Origin of the sequence: Neobacillus sp. CF12 (assembly GCF_030348765.1) — a bacterium.
Taxonomy (GTDB): domain Bacteria; phylum Bacillota; class Bacilli; order Bacillales; family Cytobacillaceae; genus Neobacillus.
In genome coordinates, this window is sequence record NZ_JAUCEU010000007.1 from 4,874,385 (window position 1) to 4,896,240 (window position 21,856).

26 protein-coding genes and 1 pseudogene are annotated in these 21,856 nt (G+C 38.0%); 22 read left to right on the forward strand and 5 right to left on the reverse strand.

Translation table 11 applies throughout. The features are described 5' to 3' along the window. Positions 1 to 201 precede the first annotated feature (201 nt). Positions 202 to 441 carry a YuzB family protein gene (locus tag QUG14_RS23185; RefSeq protein WP_289342807.1) on the forward strand — a complete coding sequence of 80 codons (240 nt, stop codon included), beginning with the start codon at positions 202 to 204 and terminating at the stop codon, positions 439 to 441. A gap of 128 nt (positions 442 to 569) precedes the next feature. Further along, entirely contained in the window at positions 570 to 935 is a 366-nt protein-coding gene (locus QUG14_RS23190) for a HesB/IscA family protein (protein ID WP_289342808.1), read from the forward strand. 39 nt (positions 936 to 974) lie between these two features. Here QUG14_RS23190 and QUG14_RS23195 read toward each other — a convergent pair whose 3' ends face one another. Beyond that, positions 975 to 1,973, reverse strand: coding sequence for an NAD(P)/FAD-dependent oxidoreductase (locus QUG14_RS23195; protein ID WP_289342809.1), 999 nt, complete (start codon positions 1,971 to 1,973; stop codon positions 975 to 977). A 346-nt stretch (positions 1,974 to 2,319) separates the two neighbouring features. Here QUG14_RS23195 and QUG14_RS23200 point away from each other — a divergent pair, with 346 nt between their 5' ends. The 9 genes from QUG14_RS23200 (at position 2,320) to kapD (ending at position 9,501) form a co-directional block, all read left to right on the forward strand. Next, positions 2,320 to 3,537 carry an NAD(P)/FAD-dependent oxidoreductase gene (locus QUG14_RS23200; protein WP_289342810.1) on the forward strand — a complete coding sequence of 406 codons (1,218 nt, stop codon included), beginning with the start codon at positions 2,320 to 2,322 and terminating at the stop codon, positions 3,535 to 3,537. Positions 3,538 to 3,623: 86 nt separating this feature from the next. Continuing rightward, the gene (locus QUG14_RS23205) at positions 3,624 to 4,115 is read left to right on the forward strand and encodes an NUDIX domain-containing protein (protein ID WP_289342811.1); all 492 of its coding nucleotides are present in this window, start codon (positions 3,624 to 3,626) and stop codon (positions 4,113 to 4,115) included. A gap of 156 nt (positions 4,116 to 4,271) precedes the next feature. Further along, positions 4,272 to 4,403, forward strand: a complete 132-nt coding sequence (locus tag QUG14_RS23210) for a YuiA family protein (protein ID WP_289342812.1) — start codon at positions 4,272 to 4,274, stop codon at positions 4,401 to 4,403. Positions 4,404 to 4,558: 155 nt separating this feature from the next. Next, on the forward strand, positions 4,559 to 4,882 hold the full coding sequence (locus QUG14_RS23215) for a YuiB family protein (protein WP_289342813.1): 324 nt from the start codon (positions 4,559 to 4,561) through the stop codon (positions 4,880 to 4,882). A gap of 116 nt (positions 4,883 to 4,998) precedes the next feature. Then, positions 4,999 to 5,616, forward strand: a complete 618-nt coding sequence (locus QUG14_RS23220; RefSeq protein WP_289342814.1) for a 3D domain-containing protein — start codon at positions 4,999 to 5,001, stop codon at positions 5,614 to 5,616. A gap of 118 nt (positions 5,617 to 5,734) precedes the next feature. Continuing rightward, positions 5,735 to 7,246, forward strand: coding sequence for a leucyl aminopeptidase (locus QUG14_RS23225; RefSeq protein WP_289342815.1), 1,512 nt, complete (start codon positions 5,735 to 5,737; stop codon positions 7,244 to 7,246). Between the two features lie 741 nt (positions 7,247 to 7,987). Continuing rightward, positions 7,988 to 8,200: a hypothetical protein gene (locus QUG14_RS23230; RefSeq protein WP_289342816.1), complete on the forward strand. Its 213-nt coding sequence runs from the start codon at positions 7,988 to 7,990 to the stop codon at positions 8,198 to 8,200. Positions 8,201 to 8,321: 121 nt separating this feature from the next. Then, positions 8,322 to 8,705 (forward strand): hotdog fold thioesterase, encoded by a 384-nt coding sequence (locus QUG14_RS23235; RefSeq protein ID WP_289342817.1) that lies wholly within the window; start codon positions 8,322 to 8,324, stop codon positions 8,703 to 8,705. 175 nt (positions 8,706 to 8,880) lie between these two features. Then, positions 8,881 to 9,501, forward strand: coding sequence for a 3'-5' exonuclease KapD (gene kapD / locus QUG14_RS23240; RefSeq protein WP_289342818.1), 621 nt, complete (start codon positions 8,881 to 8,883; stop codon positions 9,499 to 9,501). 38 nt (positions 9,502 to 9,539) lie between these two features. Here the strand turns inward: kapD and kapB are convergent, their stop codons facing one another. After that, a complete protein-coding gene (gene kapB / locus QUG14_RS23245; RefSeq protein ID WP_289342819.1) occupies positions 9,540 to 9,920 on the reverse strand; it encodes a kinase-associated lipoprotein KapB in 381 nt (126 codons plus the stop codon). A 100-nt stretch (positions 9,921 to 10,020) separates the two neighbouring features. Here kapB and QUG14_RS23250 point away from each other — a divergent pair, with 100 nt between their 5' ends. The 6 genes from QUG14_RS23250 to QUG14_RS23275 all read left to right on the forward strand — a co-directional run bounded on the left by QUG14_RS23250 (position 10,021) and on the right by QUG14_RS23275 (position 13,667). Next, positions 10,021 to 10,761, forward strand: coding sequence for a peptidylprolyl isomerase (locus tag QUG14_RS23250; protein ID WP_289342820.1), 741 nt, complete (start codon positions 10,021 to 10,023; stop codon positions 10,759 to 10,761). An 86-nt stretch (positions 10,762 to 10,847) separates the two neighbouring features. After that, positions 10,848 to 11,063, forward strand: coding sequence for a hypothetical protein (locus QUG14_RS23255; protein WP_289342821.1), 216 nt, complete (start codon positions 10,848 to 10,850; stop codon positions 11,061 to 11,063). A gap of 76 nt (positions 11,064 to 11,139) precedes the next feature. Next, positions 11,140 to 11,664 (forward strand): superoxide dismutase family protein, encoded by a 525-nt coding sequence (locus QUG14_RS23260; protein ID WP_289342822.1) that lies wholly within the window; start codon positions 11,140 to 11,142, stop codon positions 11,662 to 11,664. A gap of 72 nt (positions 11,665 to 11,736) precedes the next feature. Further along, positions 11,737 to 12,927, forward strand: coding sequence for an alanyl-tRNA editing protein (locus QUG14_RS23265; protein WP_289342823.1), 1,191 nt, complete (start codon positions 11,737 to 11,739; stop codon positions 12,925 to 12,927). A gap of 87 nt (positions 12,928 to 13,014) precedes the next feature. Continuing rightward, positions 13,015 to 13,392 (forward strand): PH domain-containing protein, encoded by a 378-nt coding sequence (locus QUG14_RS23270; protein ID WP_289342824.1) that lies wholly within the window; start codon positions 13,015 to 13,017, stop codon positions 13,390 to 13,392. 11 nt (positions 13,393 to 13,403) lie between these two features. Beyond that, positions 13,404 to 13,667: a DUF1871 family protein gene (locus tag QUG14_RS23275; protein ID WP_289342825.1), complete on the forward strand. Its 264-nt coding sequence runs from the start codon at positions 13,404 to 13,406 to the stop codon at positions 13,665 to 13,667. Between the two features lie 26 nt (positions 13,668 to 13,693). Here QUG14_RS23275 and QUG14_RS23280 read toward each other — a convergent pair whose 3' ends face one another. Continuing rightward, positions 13,694 to 14,518 carry an alpha/beta fold hydrolase gene (locus QUG14_RS23280; RefSeq protein ID WP_289342826.1) on the reverse strand — a complete coding sequence of 275 codons (825 nt, stop codon included), beginning with the start codon at positions 14,516 to 14,518 and terminating at the stop codon, positions 13,694 to 13,696. Positions 14,519 to 15,054: 536 nt separating this feature from the next. Further along, a pseudogene (locus tag QUG14_RS23285) lies at positions 15,055 to 15,243 on the reverse strand (helix-turn-helix domain-containing protein); the annotation flags it as partial. Between the two features lie 205 nt (positions 15,244 to 15,448). Between QUG14_RS23285 and yugI the strand changes: the two are divergent. From yugI to QUG14_RS23300, 3 genes are all read left to right on the forward strand, one after another. Then, a complete protein-coding gene (gene yugI / locus QUG14_RS23290) occupies positions 15,449 to 15,853 on the forward strand; it encodes a S1 domain-containing post-transcriptional regulator GSP13 (RefSeq protein ID WP_289342828.1) in 405 nt (134 codons plus the stop codon). A 162-nt stretch (positions 15,854 to 16,015) separates the two neighbouring features. Next, the gene (locus QUG14_RS23295; RefSeq protein WP_289342829.1) at positions 16,016 to 17,215 is read left to right on the forward strand and encodes an ornithine--oxo-acid transaminase; all 1,200 of its coding nucleotides are present in this window, start codon (positions 16,016 to 16,018) and stop codon (positions 17,213 to 17,215) included. A 22-nt stretch (positions 17,216 to 17,237) separates the two neighbouring features. Beyond that, positions 17,238 to 18,527 carry a Glu/Leu/Phe/Val family dehydrogenase gene (locus QUG14_RS23300; protein WP_289342830.1) on the forward strand — a complete coding sequence of 430 codons (1,290 nt, stop codon included), beginning with the start codon at positions 17,238 to 17,240 and terminating at the stop codon, positions 18,525 to 18,527. Between the two features lie 35 nt (positions 18,528 to 18,562). Here QUG14_RS23300 and QUG14_RS23305 read toward each other — a convergent pair whose 3' ends face one another. Then, the gene (locus QUG14_RS23305; RefSeq protein WP_289342831.1) at positions 18,563 to 18,793 is read right to left on the reverse strand and encodes a DUF378 domain-containing protein; all 231 of its coding nucleotides are present in this window, start codon (positions 18,791 to 18,793) and stop codon (positions 18,563 to 18,565) included. A gap of 133 nt (positions 18,794 to 18,926) precedes the next feature. Here QUG14_RS23305 and QUG14_RS23310 point away from each other — a divergent pair, with 133 nt between their 5' ends. After that, a complete protein-coding gene (locus tag QUG14_RS23310) occupies positions 18,927 to 20,090 on the forward strand; it encodes an iron-containing alcohol dehydrogenase (RefSeq protein ID WP_289342832.1) in 1,164 nt (387 codons plus the stop codon). A gap of 169 nt (positions 20,091 to 20,259) precedes the next feature. Then, the gene (locus QUG14_RS23315; RefSeq protein WP_289342833.1) at positions 20,260 to 21,606 is read left to right on the forward strand and encodes a glucose-6-phosphate isomerase; all 1,347 of its coding nucleotides are present in this window, start codon (positions 20,260 to 20,262) and stop codon (positions 21,604 to 21,606) included. Positions 21,607 to 21,856 lie beyond the last annotated feature (250 nt).

Sequence of the window (21,856 nt, forward strand, 5' to 3'; positions counted from 1 at the left end):
TAGTAAAAAATATGTGACCTAGCAGACTAGGTTTAAATAAAAATAATAGTAGTATAGTCTTTAAATCCATTAAGAGTATATCTGAATTATGACAAAATAACAACACTTATAAAAATATTATTGACATCACCACCTAATACGTGGTATTTGACGTAGCCGTAGAAAGATAGTAGGATAATAAGTTGTGGAGAGGTGATAGCCATGTTTAAGCCAATTATTGAATTTTGTATCAGTAATTTAGCAAGCGGTGCACAAAAGGCACTGGAGAAGTTAGAAAAGGATCCAAATCTTGATATTATCGAATATGGATGTCTCGGTTATTGTGGGAAATGCGCTTCCACACTTTATGCACTTGTAAACGGTGAAGTCGTTTCAGGCAATACACCTGATGAACTTGTTGATAATATTTACCAATACTTAGAAGATAATCCAATGTTTTAATATATAGAGCTGCACAACAGGGAAGCGAAATCCGCTTCCCTATTATATTCTTATTAAACGTATTAGTTGAGTCAGAAAGATTCAGTGTATATACTATAAGAAAGACCTCAAAAAAGGAGGAAAAATAAATGAGTAATGATGTAGTTATTATCACCGAAGCTGCGGCTTTGCAAATAAAAGAAATGATGAAACACAATGAAGAAGAAGGTGCCTTATTGCGAGTAAGTGTAAAAGGCGGAGGCTGCAGTGGTTTATCCTATGGTATGGGATTTGACCATGAAGTGAAGGAAGAAGATCTTCACTTTGCTCAGCATGGCATTCAAATTCTTGTGAATAAAGAGGATGCTCCTATATTAAATGGAACAAAAATTGATTATAAGCAATCAATGATGGGCGGCGGTTTTACCATCGATAATCCAAATGCGATTGCATCATGTGGCTGCGGCTCATCATTCAGAACAGCAACAACAACTGGTACACCAGAAGAATGTTAATAAAAAGGTAAAAGGCGCCGATAGGGCGCCTTTTATCTATTATTTTCCGAACATGGAAGAGCTGTGTAGCGGCTGAATTTTTGCCTTTGGATCGATAAATGCTTTTGCATTGTTAACAGCAGTAGGTGCTTCACCAAATCCGCAGGCTATTAATTTTACCTTGCCATCATATGTGCAAATATCCCCAGCAGCATAAATGCCAGGTACAGCCGTTTCCATTTTAGAATTAACGACAATAGAATTTTTTTCGATTTCTAAGCCCCATTCTTTAATTGGACCGAGCGAGGAAACAAAACCATAGTTACAAATAACTGCATCTACATCAATCGCTTCTTTGTTTTCTCCATTAACCCCAGTAAGAACGACCTGCTTAATACCGAGATCATCACCAATTAATTCTGCAGGAACAAAAGGAGTTTTTACAATTACCTTTGAGTTATGCAAGTTCTCAACACTATGTTCATGGGCTCTGAATTTATCTCTTCGGTGAACAATCGTTACTTCTTTGGCAATTGGCTCTAACATTAATGCCCAGTCAACCGCTGAATCGCCGCCGCCAAAAACAACAACTTTTTGGTCCGCAAACTTGTTAAGGTCATCAATAAAGTAATGAAGGTTTTTACGTTCATATTGTGCTGCGCTTTCAAGTTCTAATCTGCGTGGTTGGAATGCACCATTTCCAGCCGTAATGATAACTGTTTTTGAATAGTGAACTTCCGAGTTGGTTGTTAATTTGAATGTACCATCCTCTTGTTTTTCCAACTTCTCAACCGATTGCTCTAGTGCTATAGTTGGCTCAAACTTTGCCATTTGTTCTTTTAGGTTATTAACTAATTCTTGTGCACGGACTTTTGGAAATCCTGCGACATCGTAAATGTATTTTTCCGGGTATAGTGCCGATAACTGACCGCCTAATTGTGGCAAGCTTTCAATGATTTTTACTGAAGCTTGTCTCATACCACCGTAAAAGGCAGTAAATAGGCCGGTAGGACCGCCCCCAATAATAGTTATGTCATAAACTTTTTGATTCTTTTGCACTCAAAATCCCCCCAGCTTATGTAGTAACGCAACTCCATTCCTTATGATATCACAAAACAATAAAATCCTCACAACTTTTGGGGAATATTCAGAATGTTAATATAGGAAAATTGATGCCTTTTTTTAAAAAAATAATCATATAAACTACTTGTAAATGTGAAGAGTTTAGCATAATATGTATGGAGGATAGATGTTAAATATTTGTGACTAAAAAAGGAATATTTTGTGTCGTTATACGTGAATTATATCACATACTTTTTTCCTTTAAACAAAATAAAATAGTTAATATCTGAGGAAAATAAGAACAAGTATATTACTCAAAATAAAAAAGGTGGAAGTGATCACTTTGAGAAAGCCAAAAATTGTTATTGTTGGTGCAGGGTATGGCGGGCTTATGACAACGGTTAGGTTGCAAAAGCTTGTTGGTGTAAATGAAGCAGATATCGTTTTAATTAATAAAAATGACTACCATTATGAAACTACATGGCTGCATGAGGCATCTGCAGGCACACTTCATCATGACCGTGTACGATATGACATCCGTGATGTAATAGATAAAAGTAAAGTAGACTTTGTCCAAGATACGGTTGTTGAAATTAATAAAGACGAGAAAAAGGTTATTTTAGAAAAGGGCGAAGTGGAGTATGATTACCTCGTAATTGCTCTTGGAGGCGAACCTGAGACATTTGGAATTAAGGGCCTGAAAGAGTATGCGTTTGGGATTACAAATGTCAATTCTTCACGTCAATTGCGTGAGCATATTGAGTACCAATTTGCTACTTATAATATGGAAGAAGAAAAGAATGATAATCGTTTAGTTATCGTTGTTGGCGGGGCAGGCTTTACTGGTATTGAATTCCTAGGTGAATTGACCAACCGAGTACCTGAGTTATGTCACGAATACGATGTAGATTTTAACAAAGTTAAAATTCTTTGTGTAGAGGCAGCACCAACTGTTCTTCCAGGCTTCGATCCTGAACTAGTAAACTACGCAGTCTCACAATTAGAGCGTAAAGGGGTAGAATTTTTAATTGGAACTGCGATTAAAGAATGTACTCCTGATGGAATCATCGTTGCAAAAGGTGAAGAAGAACCACGTGTAATAAAAGCTGAAACAGTGGTTTGGGCTGCAGGTGTACGTGGAAATTCAATTATTGAAAAATCAGGCTTTGAAGCAATGCGAGGTCGTGTGAAAGTTCAGCCAGACCTTCGCGTACCAGGTTTTGATGATGTGTTTATCATTGGTGACAGCTCCCTTGTGATCAATGAAGAAATCAATCGTCCATATCCTCCAACAGCACAAATTGCTATGCAGCAGGGTGAAGTTGTTGCTCGTAACGTAGCTGCACTAATCCGTAACAAAACGGACCTAGAAACCTTTACATTTGATAATAAAGGAACAGTTTGTTCTCTTGGTCATGACGATGCCATTGGAGTTGTGTTTGGCAAAAAAGTAACCGGTACTAAAGCATCCTTAATGAAAAAAGTAGTCGATAATCGTTCTTTATTCATGATTGGCGGCGCTGGACTAGTGTTGAAAAAAGGTAAATTTAACGTATTTTAAAACTTATAAATTTTTCCAAAAGGGCAGAGAACACTGTCCTTTTTTTTGTTACTATATATTAAATAGATATGGCGAGGAGGGTTCTTATGAGTAATAGAGAGAAACGGGGAAAGGTATGGCTTGCGGTTAGCGGTTTAGTTAAATCTTCTGAGGGGCATTGGCTGGTTGTCAAAAAGCGGTATGGTGGCTTAAAGGGAAAGTGGTCTCTTCCTGCGGGATTTGTTGATGAGGGAGAAACAGCTGATGAAGCCGTTATTAGGGAGGTAAGGGAAGAGACTGGGATCGATTGTACAGTTACGGGATTGATTGGACTAAGAACAGGAGTCCTTTCTGAAGAAATAAGTGATAATTTGCTTGTCTTTTTACTTGAACCACTTGATGAATGTGTTATTAAACATCAGGAAAATGAGCTATATGAAGCAAGGTTTATCGCACCTGAAGTGCTTCTCCAAGAAAAAGATGCTTCTATTTTGCTGCACTATTTAATTAATCAAAGGGAAATGGTCACCAAGCCTGGATACGATGGTCTAAACCCAGGAGATCACTTTAAGTATAGCGCATATAAACTATTTTTTTAATTTTTAGAAAATTTAAGCAACGCCTAGGAAATGAAAGAAAACTTAGGATGTATCCGTTTTCTCACCTATTTTCGAGGGAATTTCGTCCTTTTCATTCTCTGAATTTTTTGATATATTATCAGAAAATTTAAATAATATTTTAAGGAGATGATTTGAATGAAAACAACTAGCTTAGATACTAAAAAATGTGAGTATTGTTCAGGTACGGGATATTTTCAATTATTGCTTGGCGGTTCAGAAACCTGTTCCTGCTGCGAGGGTTCAGGAAAGAAAAAGGAAAAATATTAATATGAATTTCTAGAGGCTGCTTCCACGAGAAAATTCGGGAAGCTATTTTTTTGAATCTTTTTCCACGTATAAGGAACGACAAACTTGTGTGTTAGGATTGACTCCCAAATGGACATTAAGTAAACTTATTAATGATGTGTAAAGGGGGTCTTTCCATGCAAATGAGCATTGTTGTATTAATTATATCGATTTTGTTATTTTTTGTATTGTTTTTTGGAATTGGTTTTATTTTAAATATGCTTTTAAGAATGTCTTGGATTATGGCTATCATCTATCCGATAATTGCGATTTTTATCGTTGATAAAGTTAAGTTCGTTGAATATCTTACAAATAGTAAGGCGGCGTTCTTAGAGTTAGGGCAAAAACTAAGCTCACTTGCAATGGCTGATATTCTCATCCTTCTCAGCGGGTTAGCTGGTGCAATTGCAGCCGGGATTACAATTAAACTATTACGAAAAAATGGATATCAAATGTTTTAAGACTTTTTCCTTTGTGAAAAGGTCTTTTTTTCTGTGTGAAAATAGTTTTTCCTCCTTTTTAGAATAATTCACCCCTAGTTGGGAAATGAATATTTTGGGAGGAGTGAAATATTTTAATGAATAAAATCAAAAATTGGACTAAGCGTTTTGTAATGACTGTTCTTTTCCTACTGGCCTTATTAGTGACACTTCAATCTATTACAGGTATAGATCCTACAGTGTTTATTAAGCAAATGGTACAATTAGAGGCACAAGCCGCTACAAGCGAACCCGTCTCGGTAACGCCGCCACCTTTAGAGGATGCTTTTGACTGGTCAAAATACCCGAAAAAGACTGTAATTGCAACAGGATATACAGCAGGTGTTGAATCAACTGGTAAAAATGAAAACCATCCTGAGTATGGAATTACTTATTCAGGTGTAAAAGTTAAACGAGATTTATACTCTACTGTAGCAGCAGACTTAAACGTGTTTCCGATTGGAACGATTCTCTTTATTCCAGGATATGGTCTAGGGGTTGTAGCAGATAAAGGCGGGGCGATTAAAGGAAATAAAGTCGACCTTTATTATGAAACAGTTGAGGATGTTTATAACAAGTGGGGTAAAAAGGAAATCGAAGTATATATCATTGAGCAAGGTAATGGAAAACTTACTGAAGAGAAGTTACAAGCACTAAATGAAGATAAGTCCATGCAAGTATTTCGTCAGCAGTATATGGGTTCAGAGAGAAAATAACGCAGGCATAGAGCCTGCTATTTTTATGTGTTGAATCCTAGAGATACTTTGGAAGTCGAAATATATTTATGTTTTCGATATAATGAATAGGTATTGTTACGCGAAAGGTGGAAATACCATGTTTGTAGTCAAAAAGGAAATTGACTTCTCAATAGATCATGAAGGATTAATTATTGGTCTTTTTGATAAGCCTGAGAAGTTTATCGGTAACTTAGAGAAACTGGATGAACAATTCGGAGGTCAATTACGGGAACTTGTTAAAATTGGTGATATTTCAGCCAAATATAAAAAAATTAGCAAAGTACATAGTCTTGGTCAGGTTGGTGCAAAGAGAATTTGGTTTGTTGGTCTTGGAAAGGAAAAGGAATTTAGTTTCGAAAAACTTAGCGAGGCTCTAGGTAAGGTATTTAAAGCTTTAAAAGTAAGCAAGCTACAAGAAACTGCACTTCTGCTAGATTCCTTTACATCGGATCAGGTAGACGGACTAGAGGCAGCTCATGCTGTCAGTGAATCATTCGCTCTATCTACTTATCAATTCTATGGATATAAACAAAAATCAAATGAGCCAGAGAAGAAGATAGAAAAAATGACGGTTTACAGTGAAATTAATGATGAAGAGGATATTCAAGCATCCTTAACAGTTGGTCTTGCTTTTGGAAACGGCACGAACTCTGCTCGAACGCTTGTAAATATTCCCGGCAACCTGCTGACAGCAAGGGATATGGCAGATTATGCTCAACAACTTGCTTCCAAATATAACTTTGAAATTGAAATTCTCGATAAAGAAGAGATTGAAAAGTTGGGAATGGGGGCTTTCCTTGCAGTTAACCAAGGGTCTACAGAACCTCCAAAGATGATTGTTCTTAAGTATCAAGGAAAAGAACAATGGCAGGATGTAATTGGGTTAGTTGGAAAAGGAATCACTTTTGACACGGGCGGCTATTCCATAAAAACAAAAGCCGGCATTGTTGGCATGAAAACCGACATGGGCGGAGCTGCGGCTGTTCTAGGTGCAATGGAAATCATTGGGGAGATAAAGCCTGAGCAAAATGTTGTAGCGGTAATACCTTCTACGGATAATATGATTTCAGGCAATGCCTTTAAGCCAGATGACGTGATTACCTCGATGAGCGGAAAAACGATTGAAGTGTTAAATACAGATGCAGAAGGCAGACTTGTTCTAGCGGATGCCGTAACTTATGCGAAACACCATGGAGCGGAATATTTGGTGGATGTGGCAACGTTAACAGGCGGGGTCATAACTGCACTTGGATTACATACCACAGGGGCTATGACCAATCATGAAACATTATATGAACAAGTTTTAGAAGCATCAATGGAAGCGAGCGAGCCAATTTGGCAATTACCATTGTTCGAAAAAGATAAAGAACGAGTTAGAAACAGTAAGGTGGCAGATTTAAATAACTCCCCTGGGAGTGAAGGTCATGCTATCGTAGCTGGTGCCTTTATTGGTGAATTTGCAGAGGGCACCCCCTGGGTCCACTTAGACATTGCTGGAACTTCCACAACATCGAAAGAACACGACCTTGGTCCTGCAGGAGCAACTGGTGTAATGACCCGTACACTTGCCCTATTTGTGGAACGTTTTGAACCAATTAAAAAATCATAGTGGTTATGTTACCTTTGTTCTTGCAAAGGAATAAAAAATAAACACAGCGAGTACTTGGGGATTTTACTAGGTGCTTCTGCTGTGTTTTTCTTTTCTAGAAGGGAGATTAAGGACAAATCTCAAAGGCCGGAGAGAGGATTAGTCTTTAAGAAGGGAGATTAAGGACAAATCTCAAAGGTCGGAGAGAGGATTAGTCTTTAACAAGGGGGATTAAGGACAAATCTCAAAGGCAGGAGAGAGGATTAGTCTTTAACAAGGGAGATTAAGGACAAATCTCAAAGGTCGGAGAGAGGATTGGTCTTTAACAAGGGGGATTAAGGACAAATCTCAAAGGTCGGAGAAGGTGATTAGTCTTTAAGAAGGGGTATGAAGGACAAATCTCGAGGGCCGGAGAGAGGATTAGTCTTTAAGAAGGGAGATTAAGGACAAATCTCAAAGGCCGGAGAGAGGATTAGTCTTTAACAAGGGGTATGAAGGACAAATCTCAAAGGCCGGAGAGAGGATTAGTCTTTAAGAAGGGTGATTAAGGACAAATCTCAAAGGCAGGAGAGGTGATTAGTCTTTAAGAAGGGTGATTAAGGACAAATCTCAACAGATGATTATTAGATTTGTCTTCAAGAAGAGGTATTAAGGATTAAACGCTAAACGGGCACTACCGCTATTCTATTTGCCCAACCAATCTCTTCCTTACTCGCATATGAAGTAATGTAGGCAAGTAGAGCGAATAGGAGGTTTAGCTGCATGTATTACTATCGAAACTCGTATCCTAGGCACAACCAAAGATTTATTGGCTTTGGGCTGCCATTTTTGGGTGGTTTAGTTGGCGGATTATTAGGAAGTGCTTTAATTTATAATCGTCCATTTTACGGGTATCCTCGTCCGTTTTATGGCTATCCTGTTTATGCCCCACCAGTATATGGTTACCCTGGATACGGAGCACCTTTTTATTATTAAGAGTAAAAAAACAGCTTTCGAGGCTGTTTTTTCTTGTTTTCATACATATTAAAAGGAAATTTAATACCTAAAAGAGAATATATTCACATTAAGTGAAATTGACTCTGAAAGGGAGATTGTAATGATAAAAAACACATTAATTGAAACGCTTGGTATTGAAATAACGCATTTAGAGCCGGGGAAGGTTATCGCGACAATGCCTGTTGATGAGCGCACTCGTCAACCGTTTGGTTTGTTACATGGTGGTGCGTCAGTTGCTTTAGCTGAAACAGTTGCAAGCATAGGTGCATTTGAACTAGTTGATAAAGAAACAGAAGGCGCTGCTGGTTTGGAAATAAACGCTAACCATGTACGTTCTGTTACAGAAGGCACGGTAACGGCAGTTGGGACAATCCTCCATCAAGGGAAAACAACAATGGTTTGGGATATTAAAATTACGGATGAACAGGACCGTCTTATTTGTATTTCAAGATGTACGATGGCTGTTATTAAATTGAAAAAGTAACCAGAAGAAAGGTGGAGTATTTTCCATCCTTTTTTTGGTGTAATTGAGAAAATATTTAAAAAATTTAAGTCAATTTCGTGATATAATGTAAGATATATAGAGAATTAGTACAATACTTTGTACATGTTTCTCTATATAATGGTAGTAAGAAAACGTTCAACAAGGTGGTGAAAGAATGAAGGAAAAGAGACAAACTATCTTTATTGATTTTGAATTCACAATGCCTGAACGAAATGTTCGTATGAAAGACTTTTTCGCGGAGATTATTGAAGTTGGACTCGTAGCAGTTGTAGATGACCAAATTACAGAGCAATTCTCATCCTATGTCACACCACTAAAATTCCCGATTCTATCTGAACGCTGTAAATCATTCTTACATATTTCACAGCAGCAGGTTGACCAGGGAATTTCATTTTATGAACTCATCCGAAAGTTAGGGGAATTCAATAATCAGTATGAAACTACCATCGTCACTTGGGGAAATATGGATATGAAGGTTCTTCGGCATAATTGTTTAGAAGCAGGTGTTGCATTTCCATTTAAAGCCACAGAATTAGATTTATCAATGGAATACAAGCGGTTTTTTGGGGATCAAAATCAAACTGGATTATGGAAGGCAGTACAGGAATATGGAAAAGAAGGAACGGGCAGACATCACAGGGCACTGGATGATGCACTCACTACTTACAATATATTCCGACTAGTTGAAAAGGATAAGCGTTATTTAGAAAAACCAAAACCAACTACAATTGGTGACCGCATTGATTTTTCAAAACTATTAAATGAATTCGCATAAAAGGCCAAATCATACAATCTGATTTGGCCTTAATTATTTTATTTGAAATAATCTTTTTCTAGAGAAGCTAGACTTTTTAAGCTCATATCTGCCCAAGGAGTTGCAATTTCGGTCAGTTCAGTTTTCATTTTATCAACTGCTTGTTTTAATGATTCAAGATAGTTAGGTACATCTTCCTTGAAAGGCTTAACCATCTGCTTTGGAATATTGGCTTGCTCCCTAAAGGATAGGGCTTTTCTTTCATGGAAGATCATCACATCTGCCTCTTTTGGGTTATGTAAATCACCTTGCATCGGATGTTTGACAACCGCTAAAACTCTGACTAAATAATGCTGGTGACGAACTTCGGTTATTTCCCCAATATATTTTCCCGTTTTATAAATTCCTGTAACAGTTTCACCGATTTGCAATTCTGACATTAAGTTCCCTCCTCCACTCTACACTCTTATCTTATTATATAAAAAACAAGATGCAAAAAACAAAAATATCGGTTAAATTAATTAAATGGAGGGATGATAAATGAGAAAGATTTTGCAATTTTTGTTCGTGCTAATTATTGGAGTTCTTGTCTTATCTGGATGTGGGACAAGCAGTAAGAATGAGGAAGCAGCTCCTAAGAGTACTGCTCCAAAAACCGAGGAAAAAGAAGGGAGCGATCAAGTGGCAAACACAGTTTATCCTCAACTTTCAAATGAGGTTTCAGAAAACGAAAAACTCGTTGAAATAGAAACAACAATGGGAAGCATTAAAATAAAATTATTTCCTGAATATGCTCCAAAAGCGGTAGAAAATTTTATTACGCATGGTGAAGAAGGATATTATGATGGACTGATTTTTCACAGGGTCATCAAGGACTTTATGATTCAGGGCGGAGATCCGAATGGAGACGGAACAGGTGGAGAAAGTATCTATGGTCAGCCATTTGAGGATGAATTCTCTAACAACCTTTTTAATTTACGCGGAGCATTGTCTATGGCTAATTCAGGTTCAAATACGAACGGCAGTCAATTCTTTATTGTCCAGAAGAAAACAGTTGACCCATCAATGAAAACTGAAATGGAAAAGGCTGGATTTGCCAAGGAAATTATTGAGGCTTATGAGGAAAGAGGCGGTACGCCGTGGCTTGACGAACGTCATACGGTATTCGGGCAAGTAATTGAGGGAATGGATATTGTTGATAAAATTGCTGAGACCCCTGTAGACGCAAAGGATAAACCTGAAGAAGATGTGTTGATCAAAGATATTAAAGTATTAAAGTAACCTTGCGTTTTAAATAATGGCAGGATACAATTTTTGTTGCTATAATTAAGCATTAGTGACATTCCTTTAAAGAAAGGGAGAAAAAAATGTTCCAGCCATTTGTTTTATCGTTGTTTTTATACTTTCCCGAAGATAAATCGGAATACGGCCCAGCTGCTATTACTTTTATTATCTTTTTGATAGGTGCCTTGTTAACGATGCGGTTAATTATTAACGTTTCAAAACGGGAAGCTAAAAAAGCCAAGGAACTTGAAGAAAAATTAATGTCCGGGCAGCATACCCAAGGAAACAGTGAACAGTAGACTGTTTCTTTTTTTTACATAAAGTGTTCACCCTAAGTTGATACTATGACAAAATGTTTATTTTGGGGGGATACGAGTGAAAAGAGTTTGGATGATTATTCCACTACTTCTTCTTGCCGGTTGCTTGGAACAGGATATAACAAAACTTGATGTTAAAATGATAAATGATAAGGGAGACTCCATAGGAAACATCACATTACAAGAGGTGTCCAGTGGTGTAAAAGTAAATGTGAAATTAAATAATCTTCCTCCAGGAGAGCATGCTCTTCATATTCATGAAAAAGGAAAATGTCAGAAACCTGATTTCAAAGCAACGGGTAATCATTTCAACCCTGATGATAAAGAACATGGTCTATTGCACCCGAAGGGGTCACATGCAGGTGATCTACCTAATCTAATTGTAGAGGATGACGGTTCAGTAAAAGCAGATCTAATGGCCGCGAATGTAACGTTAAAGAAAGAAGATAAGAAATCACTTTTTACTAAAGAAGGAACTACCCTTGTTATTCATGAAGAAAAAGATGATGGGATGACTCAGCCTGAAGGAGATTCAGGAAAAAGGATTGCGTGCGGTGAAATATCCAAAGATGGAAAGAAATAATTAGACGTAACAAGCCTGTTTCTTCATAATTGAAGGACAGGCTTTCTTATTAATAATCTAGGAGAATTAAATATGAAAAAGAAATTATATTATCAAGATGCTTATATACGATCATTTACTGCTAAAGTTGTTACAAAAGGGAAGGATGAGGCTGGATACTTTATTGTGTTGGATCAAACGGCATTCTACCCAACAGGCGGTGGACAACCGCATGATGTTGGAACTATTGAGAATCATGCAGTCCTAAATGTGGAAGAAGTGGATGGGGAGGTCCGTCATTACCTCGACACTGAATTAGATGATGAAAACGCAACGGTATCTGGTATTATCGATTGGGATAGGCGATTTGATCATATGCAGCAGCACGCAGGACAGCATATTCTCTCAGCTGCCTTTGAACAACTATTAGGATACAAAACAATAGGCTTTCATTTAGGAAGCGAACTACTAACAATTGATTTAGATACAGATAATCTTTTGGAAATTGAAGTTGAAAAAGTACAAGAGCTGGCTAACCGAATCATTATTGAAAATCGATCAATTGAAACAAAGTGGGTAACAGAAGAAGATCTAGCCAATTATGATTTGCGTAAAGAGACGAAAGTAAAAGAGGATATTAGACTCGTTATTATTCCAGACTTTGACTATAACGGATGTGGTGGAACCCATCCTAAATCCACCGGAGAAGTACAGGCAATTAAAATCCTAGACTGGGAAAAGCAAAAGAAAAAAATTCGTGTACAATTTGTATGTGGAAATCGTGTTATAAAACAATTAAACCAAAAAAACAAGGTGTTATTAGAGCTAACTAAACTACTCAATGCTCCTGAAATAGATATGCAGCAAGCTGTCATTCGACTTCTAGAGAATGTTAAAACGAAAGAAAAAGAATTAGAAGAAACACTTGAGGCACTGCTCCTCCAGGAAGCAAAGAGTTTATTAGGGAAAAGTAAAAAGGAGAAAAACATTGTAGGTGAAGCTTTTCATAATCGAAGTGTTCAGGAGTTACAGAAGTTAGCACGATATATCGTAGCAGAAGAAGAAGCAACGATTGTTCTATTTGTTTCTCAAAATGATAATAGGTTACAACTAGTATGTGCGCGAGGGTCGGAAGAGACTGTTAGTATGAAAAAATTAATTGGAAACGCACTTATTATCATTAATGGTAAAGGAGGAGGAAGTGATTCTTTTGCACAAGGAGGCGGAGAAGCGCTTCTATCAGGGGAACAAATGCTGCAACATTTAATGGAGTCAATTCAGTAGTAATGGTTGTTAATCGTCGATCAAGTTTTTTATTATACGCATAACTAAAGTATAATTTTAGAAAGAAGCTTTGAAAGGGTGAGTTTGATGGGATTTTTTGATGGTATGATGGGAAATGCTGCAGAGGTTAATCCAGCAGAAGCCCAAAGGGAATTTGCTAGAATCCTTGCTGTAGATGAAAGAATTGAAAAAGCCTATAAATTGATTAGAGATTTATTTATTTTTACAAATAAACGGCTAATACTTGTGGATAAGCAAGGGTTAACAGGTAAGAAGGTTGAGTATCATTCCATTCCCTATAAAAGTATTACCCATTTTAGTATCGAGACGGCAGGAAGCTTTGATTTGGATGCAGAATTAAAAATCTGGATCTCAGGGAATGCACTTCCTCTACAAAAGCAATTTAACAAGAACTTAAATATCTATGAACTTCAGACGGTACTTGCGGAATATGTATTAAAATAGGAGAGTATGAAATGGAAAGTGAAATGAAAACTAATCTGCAATTTGTAGACGTATTAAATGAATGGGATCCATTCAAATTAAAGAATGGCAATTATGACCCTGAAATAGCCGATACGATCCAGGCCATCCATGAATTAGACAACCCAGAGGAACTTGCGGTTAGAATACAAAGCATATATGAATTTTCCTTCGAGAAAACGATTCCTATCGACCAATGCTTAAACGTGGCGAGGGAGTTACTAGCAATAAAGGATAACGACTCCTGTAACATATAAAACGACAGCAAAGAGCTGTCGTTTTTTTATGCTAAGAATTGTTTAATATGCAAAAACACATCTTCAGGACGTTCTTCGGGAACTAAATGACCCGTATCCCTTAAAATAACCAATTCTGACCTAGTCAAATCCTTTGTTAAACGTTCCCCGACTGAAAGTGGGACAACTCTGTCATACTCGCCCCAAATTAATAAACATGGATGAGTAATGCGGCTTAGTTCTCCAGCTGATAAATCACCTTCATGATCGCGAATCATTCTCGTTAATGCCAAAAATATTTCATCCTTTAAAAAAGGCTGTAAATAACCAAATAGCATTTCATCACTTATTAATGTATGGTCATGAACGACATTCTGAAGATTTTTCATTATACCTGAACGAGCCAGATAAAACTTTACATATAAATGGAAGTAGGGCATATAACTCCCAATAATTAAAGGTAGTCTAGAACGTTTTGCATAAGATGAACTGCAAAGCAGGACCGCCTTATCAGCTATATCGGGCTGTTGATGCAGGATATTAAGGACGATTTGTCCGCCCATAGAATGTCCAATAAGGGTGATTTCATTTAAGCCAAGTGTTTGCACTAACTCAATAACGGTTTGAGCAAGATTGCTATAGGAATAAATAAAATTATTGCTTTTCTCGCTCTTGCCAAAGGGAGGGAGATCAATGGAAAGGACTTGAAACTCTTTGTTTAAGTAAGGGATTAACCGTCGAAAGCTAAAAGTGGAGGAAAGAAATCCATGAAGCAGTACCAGCGTCTTACGTGCATTAGGATTGGGATAGAATTCATAGTAAATATTAATATTATTAACCAGCTGATTACGATAATAAACTTTCTCTTCCACGTATTCAACCCACCTTTTGTCAATATGTTGGTGATAATAATTTCTCCATTAGAATCCAATTTCACACATTATTTTTTTCAAAAAGGCTGTGTTAAACTTGAACGTTGATTTGTGCTCCACTAAGGAATGCTTCTTGGAATAGTCATCGCAGGGACAGGCGGTTTCTGCCTGTCCCGAGGCACTTCGCTTTCCGCAGGCGGTTCGGGAAGCCTCCTCGGCGCTAAGAGATAAGCGGGGTCTCCCCTGTCCCGTCCTCCTGCAGGACATTGATTTACTTCCTCGATTCTGCCCACGCACGAAGAAAATGCGATAGCATTTTCGAGGAGTCTTCGTGCCTTCCGCAAAAATCAACTTAGTTCTAAAATCAAAAGTTACCTTTAACACAGCCTTCAAAAAAAAAAGGGACAAACCAATTTGTTTGTCCACTTCAAAAAAGGGGGGAATACTAGAAAGCTTATATGTTAATGTTTTCCTATTTTTATTTGCTTTATACTTGTTGTTTTAAAAATTTAAATGTGTTGGTCTTGTTGATCTAATAATAGTTCGGATGCAGGGATATCAAGGACGGTAGACAACTTCAGAAGAGTTTGGGTGCTTGGGATTTGCTCCCCAGATTCATATTTTTCGATGGTCTGTGTTCCTACTCTAATCTTTTGTGCCAATTCCTCTCGTGTCATTTTTAAATGTTCTCGATAACTTTTAATTGTACGGCCAATAGTATTCATAATGATCACCTCTCCTACAAAGACATTATCTCACTTTTATATTAACATAAATTTCTTTTTTGTAGGAAATATCCCATTTGAACATTATGTTAACGTTTCCACTTACTTTAAAAGAAAAACCTTTTTTGATTAAATGTTCACAATGTGCTATAATTTCTTATTGCGTATATAGAAGATAAAATAATTATTTATTAGGAGTGTTTTCATGACAGAAAAGATCGAAACTGGAAGTATTGTATTGGGCAAAGTAACTGGAATTCAACCATATGGTGCGTTCATAGCATTAGATGAAAATACACAAGGACTTGTGCATATTTCAGAAATCACGCATGGCTATGTAAAAGATATTAACGACCATCTTAAAGTTGGAGATGAAGTGAAGGTAAAAGTATTATCCATTGACGAAAATGCAGGTAAAATTGGTTTATCTATCCGTGCAACAGAAGAAGCACCTGTTCAACAGGCTGTTGCTAAACCAAAGAAACCACGCAAGCGTCAAGCAGCTGCTATCGTACCAGAAGTTGATGGCCAACAAGGCTTTAACACGTTAAAAGATAAGCTGCAAGAATGGATTGACCAGTCTCAACGCGAAGATTTAATTAAGAAATAAGTAAAATTTAAAAACCTAGCACCATGCTACTATGTAGCAGGAGCTAGGTTTTTTATTTATATTCTAAAGATTTTCACCATAATAGTTCATTCTTTTTGGTGACTCGGCTACAATATGTATGTACATACATAACACACCTTTGAAATGGAGTGAAATATATTAATGACATCAGAACTGGAAACAAAAAGGTTAATTGAACAAACGGAAAAATATGGTGCTAATAATTACCATCCGCTGCCAATTGTGATTTCACGTGCTGAAGGAGTTTGGGTAGAAGACCCCGAAGGCAATAAATATATGGATATGTTAAGTGCTTATTCTGCCGTAAACCAAGGCCATCGTCATCCAAAAATCATACAAGCATTAAAGGATCAAGCGGATAGGGTGACGTTAACCTCACGTGCCTTTCATAATGATCAATTAGGACCGTGGTATGAGAAGATATGTAAATTAACCAATAAAGAAATGGCGCTGCCAATGAATACCGGTGCTGAGGCAGTTGAAACAGCCATTAAGGCAGCCCGCCGCTGGTCTTATGATGTAAAGGGTGTTGCACAGGACCAAGCCGAAATTATCGCTTGTGTGGGCAACTTTCATGGCAGAACGATGACGGCAGTTTCCTTATCATCGGAAGCTGAATATAAAAGAGGTTTCGGACCAATGCTCCCAGGGATAAAACTTATCCCTTATGGAGATTTAGACGCTTTAAAATCGGCAATCTCCACTAATACCGCTGCATTTTTAATCGAACCTATTCAAGGCGAGGCTGGGATCGTTATTCCCCCAGAAGGATTTATGAAAGCAGCCTATGATGTATGTAAAGAAAATAATATACTCTTTATTGCGGATGAGATTCAAGCTGGGTTAGCTCGTACAGGAAAAATGTTTGCGTGTGAATGGGAAGGTTTTGAACCAGATATGTATATCCTTGGTAAAGCACTGGGCGGAGGTGTATTCCCTATTTCATGTGTAGTGGCAAACAAAGACATTTTAAGTGTGTTCAATCCAGGATCTCACGGTTCAACCTTTGGAGGAAACCCACTAGCATGTGCGGTATCAATCGCAGCACTAGATGTTCTTGTTGACGAAAAGCTTTCCGATAAATCATTGGAATTAGGGGAATATTTTGTAAGCAAATTAAAGGACATCCAAAACCCTAAGATTAAGGAAATAAGAGGTAGAGGGTTGTTTATCGGGGTAGAATTGACCGAGCCAGCACGTAAGTATTGTGAAGAATTAAAAGGACAAGGGCTTTTATGTAAGGAAACACATGATACAGTGATTCGTTTTGCCCCTCCTCTGATTATTAGTAAAGATGAGTTAGATTGGGCTATTGAACGCATTAAAAAAGTGCTTGGCTAAATGAAAAGATAGAGGTGCCAAAATGGGGAAGAATGATGTAACAAATCGTGTAGGTGAAAATGATAAAGAGGAAGAAAACTTAAATCTTCTTACATCAACACAGATTGTTATTCATGATGCACTAAAACGACTTGGGTTTCCGGAAAATGCATTTGAATTGTTGAAGGAACCTGTAAGGATGCTGAATGTCAGGATTCCGGTTCGGATGGATGATGGTTCTGTTAAAGTTTTTTCTGGCTATCGGGCTCAACATAATGATTCGGTTGGTCCGACAATTGGTGGTGTTCGTTTTCATCCTAAAATCCATGAGGATGAGGTAAAAGCATTGTCGATGTGGATGAGTTTGAAATGCGGAATTGCTGACTTACCCTTTGGAGGTGGAAAGGGAGGTATTCTTTGTAACCCCCGAACACTTTCATTTGGTGAACTTGAACGTTTAAGCCGCGGATATGTTCGTGCTATTAGTCAAATTGTCGGTCCAACCAAAGATATCCCGGCACCGGATATGTATACAAATTCTCAAATTATGGCCTGGATGATGGATGAATATAGCCGTCTTCGTAAATTCGACTCTCCTGGCTTTATTACAGGAAAGCCACTAATTCTCGGGGGCTCAGAAGGCAGGGAAGAAGCAGGGGCACTAGGAGCAGCAATTTGTATTGAAGAGGCTGCAAAAATACGCGGGCTTACCATTAAAGGAGCCCGTATCATTGTTCAAGGATTTGGTAATGCAGGCAGTTATATTGCAAAATTTATGCATGAATTAGGAGCTATTGTTGTTGGGATATCTGATGTATATGGTGCCCTTTACGACCCAGATGGTCTTAATATAGAGTATTTGCTGCATCGTCGCGACAGTTTTGGCACATTTACTACCCTATTTGACGGTACGATCACCAATGAAGAATTGCTTGAGCAAGAATGTGATATTCTTGTACCTGCAGCGACATCCAATCAAATTACAGCTAAAAATGCTAATAGCATAAAGGCCAAGATTGTTGTGGAGGCTGCCAATGGTCCTACAACGATAGAAGCAACAAGAATTCTGTCTGAACGGGGCATACTGCTTGTTCCAGATGTGTTGGCGGGATCTGGCGGCGTTACTGTCTCTTATTTTGAGTGGGTACAGAATAAGCAAGGCTATTATTGGGATGAAAACGAGGTAAAAGCAAGATTACGTAGAAAAATGGTGTCTGCTTTTCAGCAAATCTATGAAATCTCAAAGAACAGCAATGTAAATTTGCGTGTTGCGGCTTATATGGTCGGGGTAAGAAAAATGGTTGAGGCCTCAGAGTTTAGGGGATGGATATAAAAAATCCTTGCAATAGGTTTGCAAGGATTTTCTTGTTACCTCGTTGTTTCTGTTTCTGGCTCTCTTACATACTGTTCATTTGGTTTGAAGAGTAATCCCAAGTTAATAAGTCCAGCGATACCAACTAGACCGTAAATAATCCTTGATAATGCTGAATTATCTCCAAAAATGGCTTCAACTAAATTAAATCCAAAAAAACCAATTAATCCCCAATTGATGGCACCAATGATGGTAAGAATTAAAGCAATTCTTTGAATAGTACTCAAACTAGATTCCTCCTATCAATTATGTGGTTCAGGATTAGGTTGCTAATAAATAGAAGGTAATATTCATTGCTGTATCCTTTGCAAAATATTTTTTTATCAATAATAATTGGATGTGGAAAGGAAGGTGCATATCATGCAAAATTTTACTTATTGGAATCCAACCAAATTAATCTTTGGTAAAGACCAGCTGGAGCAATTAAAAAAGGAAGTTCCTCTCTATGGAAAAAAGGTGTTAGTTGTTTATGGTGGGGGCAGCATAAAGCGCAGCGGTCTTTATGACAAGGTGATCAATTTACTGAATGAAATTGATGCTCAAGTGTATGAATTACCTGGAGTTGAACCAAATCCTCGAATTACTACTGCTCGTAAAGGAGTAGAAATTTGTAAAAGTGAAGGGATTGACCTTCTATTAGCAGTTGGGGGCGGAAGTGTCATCGATTGTACGAAATTGATTGCTGCGGGTGCTAAATACGATGGTGATGCTTGGGACTTAGTAATTAGAAAAGCTGCGGTAACTGAGGCATTACCATTTGGAACGGTCCTGACCTTAGCCGCTACCGGTTCAGAAATGAATTCAGGGTCTGTTATTACCAATTGGGAGACGAATGAAAAATATGGATGGGGAAGTCCTTTTACTTTTCCAAAGTTCTCAATCCTAGATCCTGTACATACATTTTCTGTTCCAAGAGACCAGACCATCTATGGAATTGTCGATATGATGTCCCATGTATTAGAACACTACTTTCATTTGGAGGAAAATACATTATTCCAAGATCATATGTGTGAATCCTTACTTATTACAGTGATGGAAACAGCACCTAAACTGCTCGAGAATTTAGAAAGTTATGAACACCGTGCGACGATTCTTTATAGCGGAACCATGGCTTTAAACGGTATTTTAAACATGGGTTACCGTGGTGATTGGGCGACCCATAATCTAGAACATGCCGTTTCAGCCGTATATGATATTCCGCATGGCGGTGGTCTTGCGATTTTATTTCCTCACTGGATGAAACATAACCTGAAAGTAAAGCCAGAGCGCTTTAAGCAGCTGGCGGTACGTGTATTTGGAGTAGATCCTGAAGGTAAAAGTGCAGAAGAGGCTGGGCTTGAAGGCATTCAAAAGTTACGTGAATATTGGAATAGTATTGGTGCACCAGCACATTTAGCTGATTATAATATTGATGACAGCAAGATTGAGTTAATGGCTGACAGAGCAATGGTTTACGGTGAATTCGGTAACTTTGCTAAATTAAATCGAGAAGACGTTATATCCATTTATCGTGAGTCACTATAAAGAAACCAAACGGGCATTTTTCGATGCTCGTTCTTTTTTCGACAAAATTTTTCTAAGTGTAAAAAATTTGGCGAAAATGGGTACGCTTACAAGGGGAGACCATTCTTGATAATCTGTCCAGCATTCGATAAAGTGATTAATGATAAATAAATTATGGAGGATTCAATACATGACACACATACGTTTTGATTATTCAAAAGCGTTAGCCTTCTTTGCAGAACATGAAATTACATATTTACGTGATGCCGTAAAGGTGGCACACCATTCCCTGCATGAGCAAACAGGAGCTGGAAGCGACTTTTTAGGATGGATAGACCTTCCTACAAATTACGACAAGGAAGAGTTTTCACGTATTAAGCAATCTGCAGAAAAAATTAAATCAGATTCTGATGTACTTCTAGTAATTGGGATAGGCGGTTCCTATTTAGGGGCAAGAGCTGCAATTGAAATGTTACAGCATAGCTTCTACAATTCACTGCCAAAAGAAAAACGGAAAACACCACAAATTATTTTTGTTGGTAACAATATCAGTTCTACCTATATGAGAGATGTAATGGATCTCCTTGATGGGAAAGACTTTTCAGTAAACGTTATTTCAAAGTCTGGAACGACAACAGAACCTGCCATTGCCTTTAGAATCTTCCGTAAGCTCCTTGAAGAAAAATATGGTGTGGAAGAAGCACGCAAGAGAATTTATGCAACGACAGACAAAGCAAGAGGTGCCTTGAAAACCTTAGCTAACGAAGAAGGTTATGAATCTTTTGTGATTGCAGATGATATTGGCGGACGCTATTCTGTATTAACTGCAGTCGGCTTACTTCCTATCGCTGTTAGCGGTGCAGACATCGATAAGATGATGGAGGGGGCAGCAAAAGCACAAGAAGACTTCGGCCACTCTGAGTTAGAAGAAAATCCTGCCTACCAATATGCTGCTGTTAGAAATGCGCTATATAATAAAGGGAAAACCATTGAAATGCTGATCAATTATGAGCCAGGATTACAATATTTTTCTGAATGGTGGAAGCAGTTATTTGGAGAAAGTGAAGGAAAAGACCAAAAAGGTATTTACCCTTCTTCTGCGAACTTCTCAACAGATCTCCATTCACTTGGACAGTATGTACAAGAAGGTCGCCGTGATTTATTCGAAACCGTCATTAAAGTAGAAAAACCACGCCATGAATTGATTATCGAAGAAGCCGAAAGTGATTTAGACGGATTAAATTATCTTGCTGGTCAATCCGTTGACTTTGTAAACAATAAAGCATTCCAAGGAACCATGCTTGCCCATACAGATGGTGGAGTTCCAAACCTAATCGTATCCATTCCTGAGCAAGATGAATATACGTTCGGCTACCTAGTCTACTTCTTTGAAAAGGCTTGTGCAATGAGCGGATACTTACTAGGAGTGAATCCTTTTGACCAGCCAGGAGTAGAAGCTTATAAAGTAAACATGTTTGCATTACTTGGCAAGCCAGGCTTCGAAGAAAAGAAAGCAGAACTTGAAAAAAGACTTTAATTAGTGACTATGTTTAAGCAAATACTGATTTTGCCACTCTGTTAATTGGAGCGGAAGGCGCTTGATCCTCGAAAATGCTATCGCATTTTCTTCGTGCGGTGATTATTCGAGGAAGTAAATTCAATGTCCTGCGGAATGAACGAGCACCGTGAGACCCCACAGGCCGGAACGACCGAGGAGGCTCACGGGCGAGCCAGCGGAAAGCATAGCGCATGGAGCGGAAATTAACAGACCAATATTATTAGCACAA

What these genes read in the sequence shown, in the direction of transcription:
- QUG14_RS23265 (WP_289342823.1), top strand. Translation starts at nt 11,737, where the DNA reads ATGAAAAAGAAATTATATTATCAAGATGCTTATATACGATCATTTACT.
- QUG14_RS23220 (WP_289342814.1), top strand. Translation starts at nt 4,999, where the DNA reads ATGAATAAAATCAAAAATTGGACTAAGCGTTTTGTAATGACTGTTCTT.
- QUG14_RS23205 (WP_289342811.1), top strand. Translation starts at nt 3,624, where the DNA reads ATGAGTAATAGAGAGAAACGGGGAAAGGTATGGCTTGCGGTTAGCGGT.
- QUG14_RS23295 (WP_289342829.1), top strand. Translation starts at nt 16,016, where the DNA reads ATGACATCAGAACTGGAAACAAAAAGGTTAATTGAACAAACGGAAAAA.
- yugI (WP_289342828.1), top strand. Translation starts at nt 15,449, where the DNA reads ATGACAGAAAAGATCGAAACTGGAAGTATTGTATTGGGCAAAGTAACT.
- QUG14_RS23215 (WP_289342813.1), top strand. Translation starts at nt 4,559, where the DNA reads ATGCAAATGAGCATTGTTGTATTAATTATATCGATTTTGTTATTTTTT.
- QUG14_RS23255 (WP_289342821.1), top strand. Translation starts at nt 10,848, where the DNA reads ATGTTCCAGCCATTTGTTTTATCGTTGTTTTTATACTTTCCCGAAGAT.
- QUG14_RS23210 (WP_289342812.1), top strand. Translation starts at nt 4,272, where the DNA reads ATGAAAACAACTAGCTTAGATACTAAAAAATGTGAGTATTGTTCAGGT.
- QUG14_RS23225 (WP_289342815.1), top strand. Translation starts at nt 5,735, where the DNA reads ATGTTTGTAGTCAAAAAGGAAATTGACTTCTCAATAGATCATGAAGGA.
- kapB (WP_289342819.1), bottom strand. Translation starts at nt 9,920, where the DNA reads ATGTCAGAATTGCAAATCGGTGAAACTGTTACAGGAATTTATAAAACG.
- kapD (WP_289342818.1), top strand. Translation starts at nt 8,881, where the DNA reads ATGAAGGAAAAGAGACAAACTATCTTTATTGATTTTGAATTCACAATG.
- QUG14_RS23235 (WP_289342817.1), top strand. Translation starts at nt 8,322, where the DNA reads ATGATAAAAAACACATTAATTGAAACGCTTGGTATTGAAATAACGCAT.
- QUG14_RS23310 (WP_289342832.1), top strand. Translation starts at nt 18,927, where the DNA reads ATGCAAAATTTTACTTATTGGAATCCAACCAAATTAATCTTTGGTAAA.
- QUG14_RS23300 (WP_289342830.1), top strand. Translation starts at nt 17,238, where the DNA reads ATGGGGAAGAATGATGTAACAAATCGTGTAGGTGAAAATGATAAAGAG.
- QUG14_RS23275 (WP_289342825.1), top strand. Translation starts at nt 13,404, where the DNA reads ATGGAAAGTGAAATGAAAACTAATCTGCAATTTGTAGACGTATTAAAT.
- QUG14_RS23230 (WP_289342816.1), top strand. Translation starts at nt 7,988, where the DNA reads ATGTATTACTATCGAAACTCGTATCCTAGGCACAACCAAAGATTTATT.
- QUG14_RS23250 (WP_289342820.1), top strand. Translation starts at nt 10,021, where the DNA reads ATGAGAAAGATTTTGCAATTTTTGTTCGTGCTAATTATTGGAGTTCTT.
- QUG14_RS23185 (WP_289342807.1), top strand. Translation starts at nt 202, where the DNA reads ATGTTTAAGCCAATTATTGAATTTTGTATCAGTAATTTAGCAAGCGGT.
- QUG14_RS23190 (WP_289342808.1), top strand. Translation starts at nt 570, where the DNA reads ATGAGTAATGATGTAGTTATTATCACCGAAGCTGCGGCTTTGCAAATA.
- QUG14_RS23315 (WP_289342833.1), top strand. Translation starts at nt 20,260, where the DNA reads ATGACACACATACGTTTTGATTATTCAAAAGCGTTAGCCTTCTTTGCA.
- QUG14_RS23270 (WP_289342824.1), top strand. Translation starts at nt 13,015, where the DNA reads ATGGGATTTTTTGATGGTATGATGGGAAATGCTGCAGAGGTTAATCCA.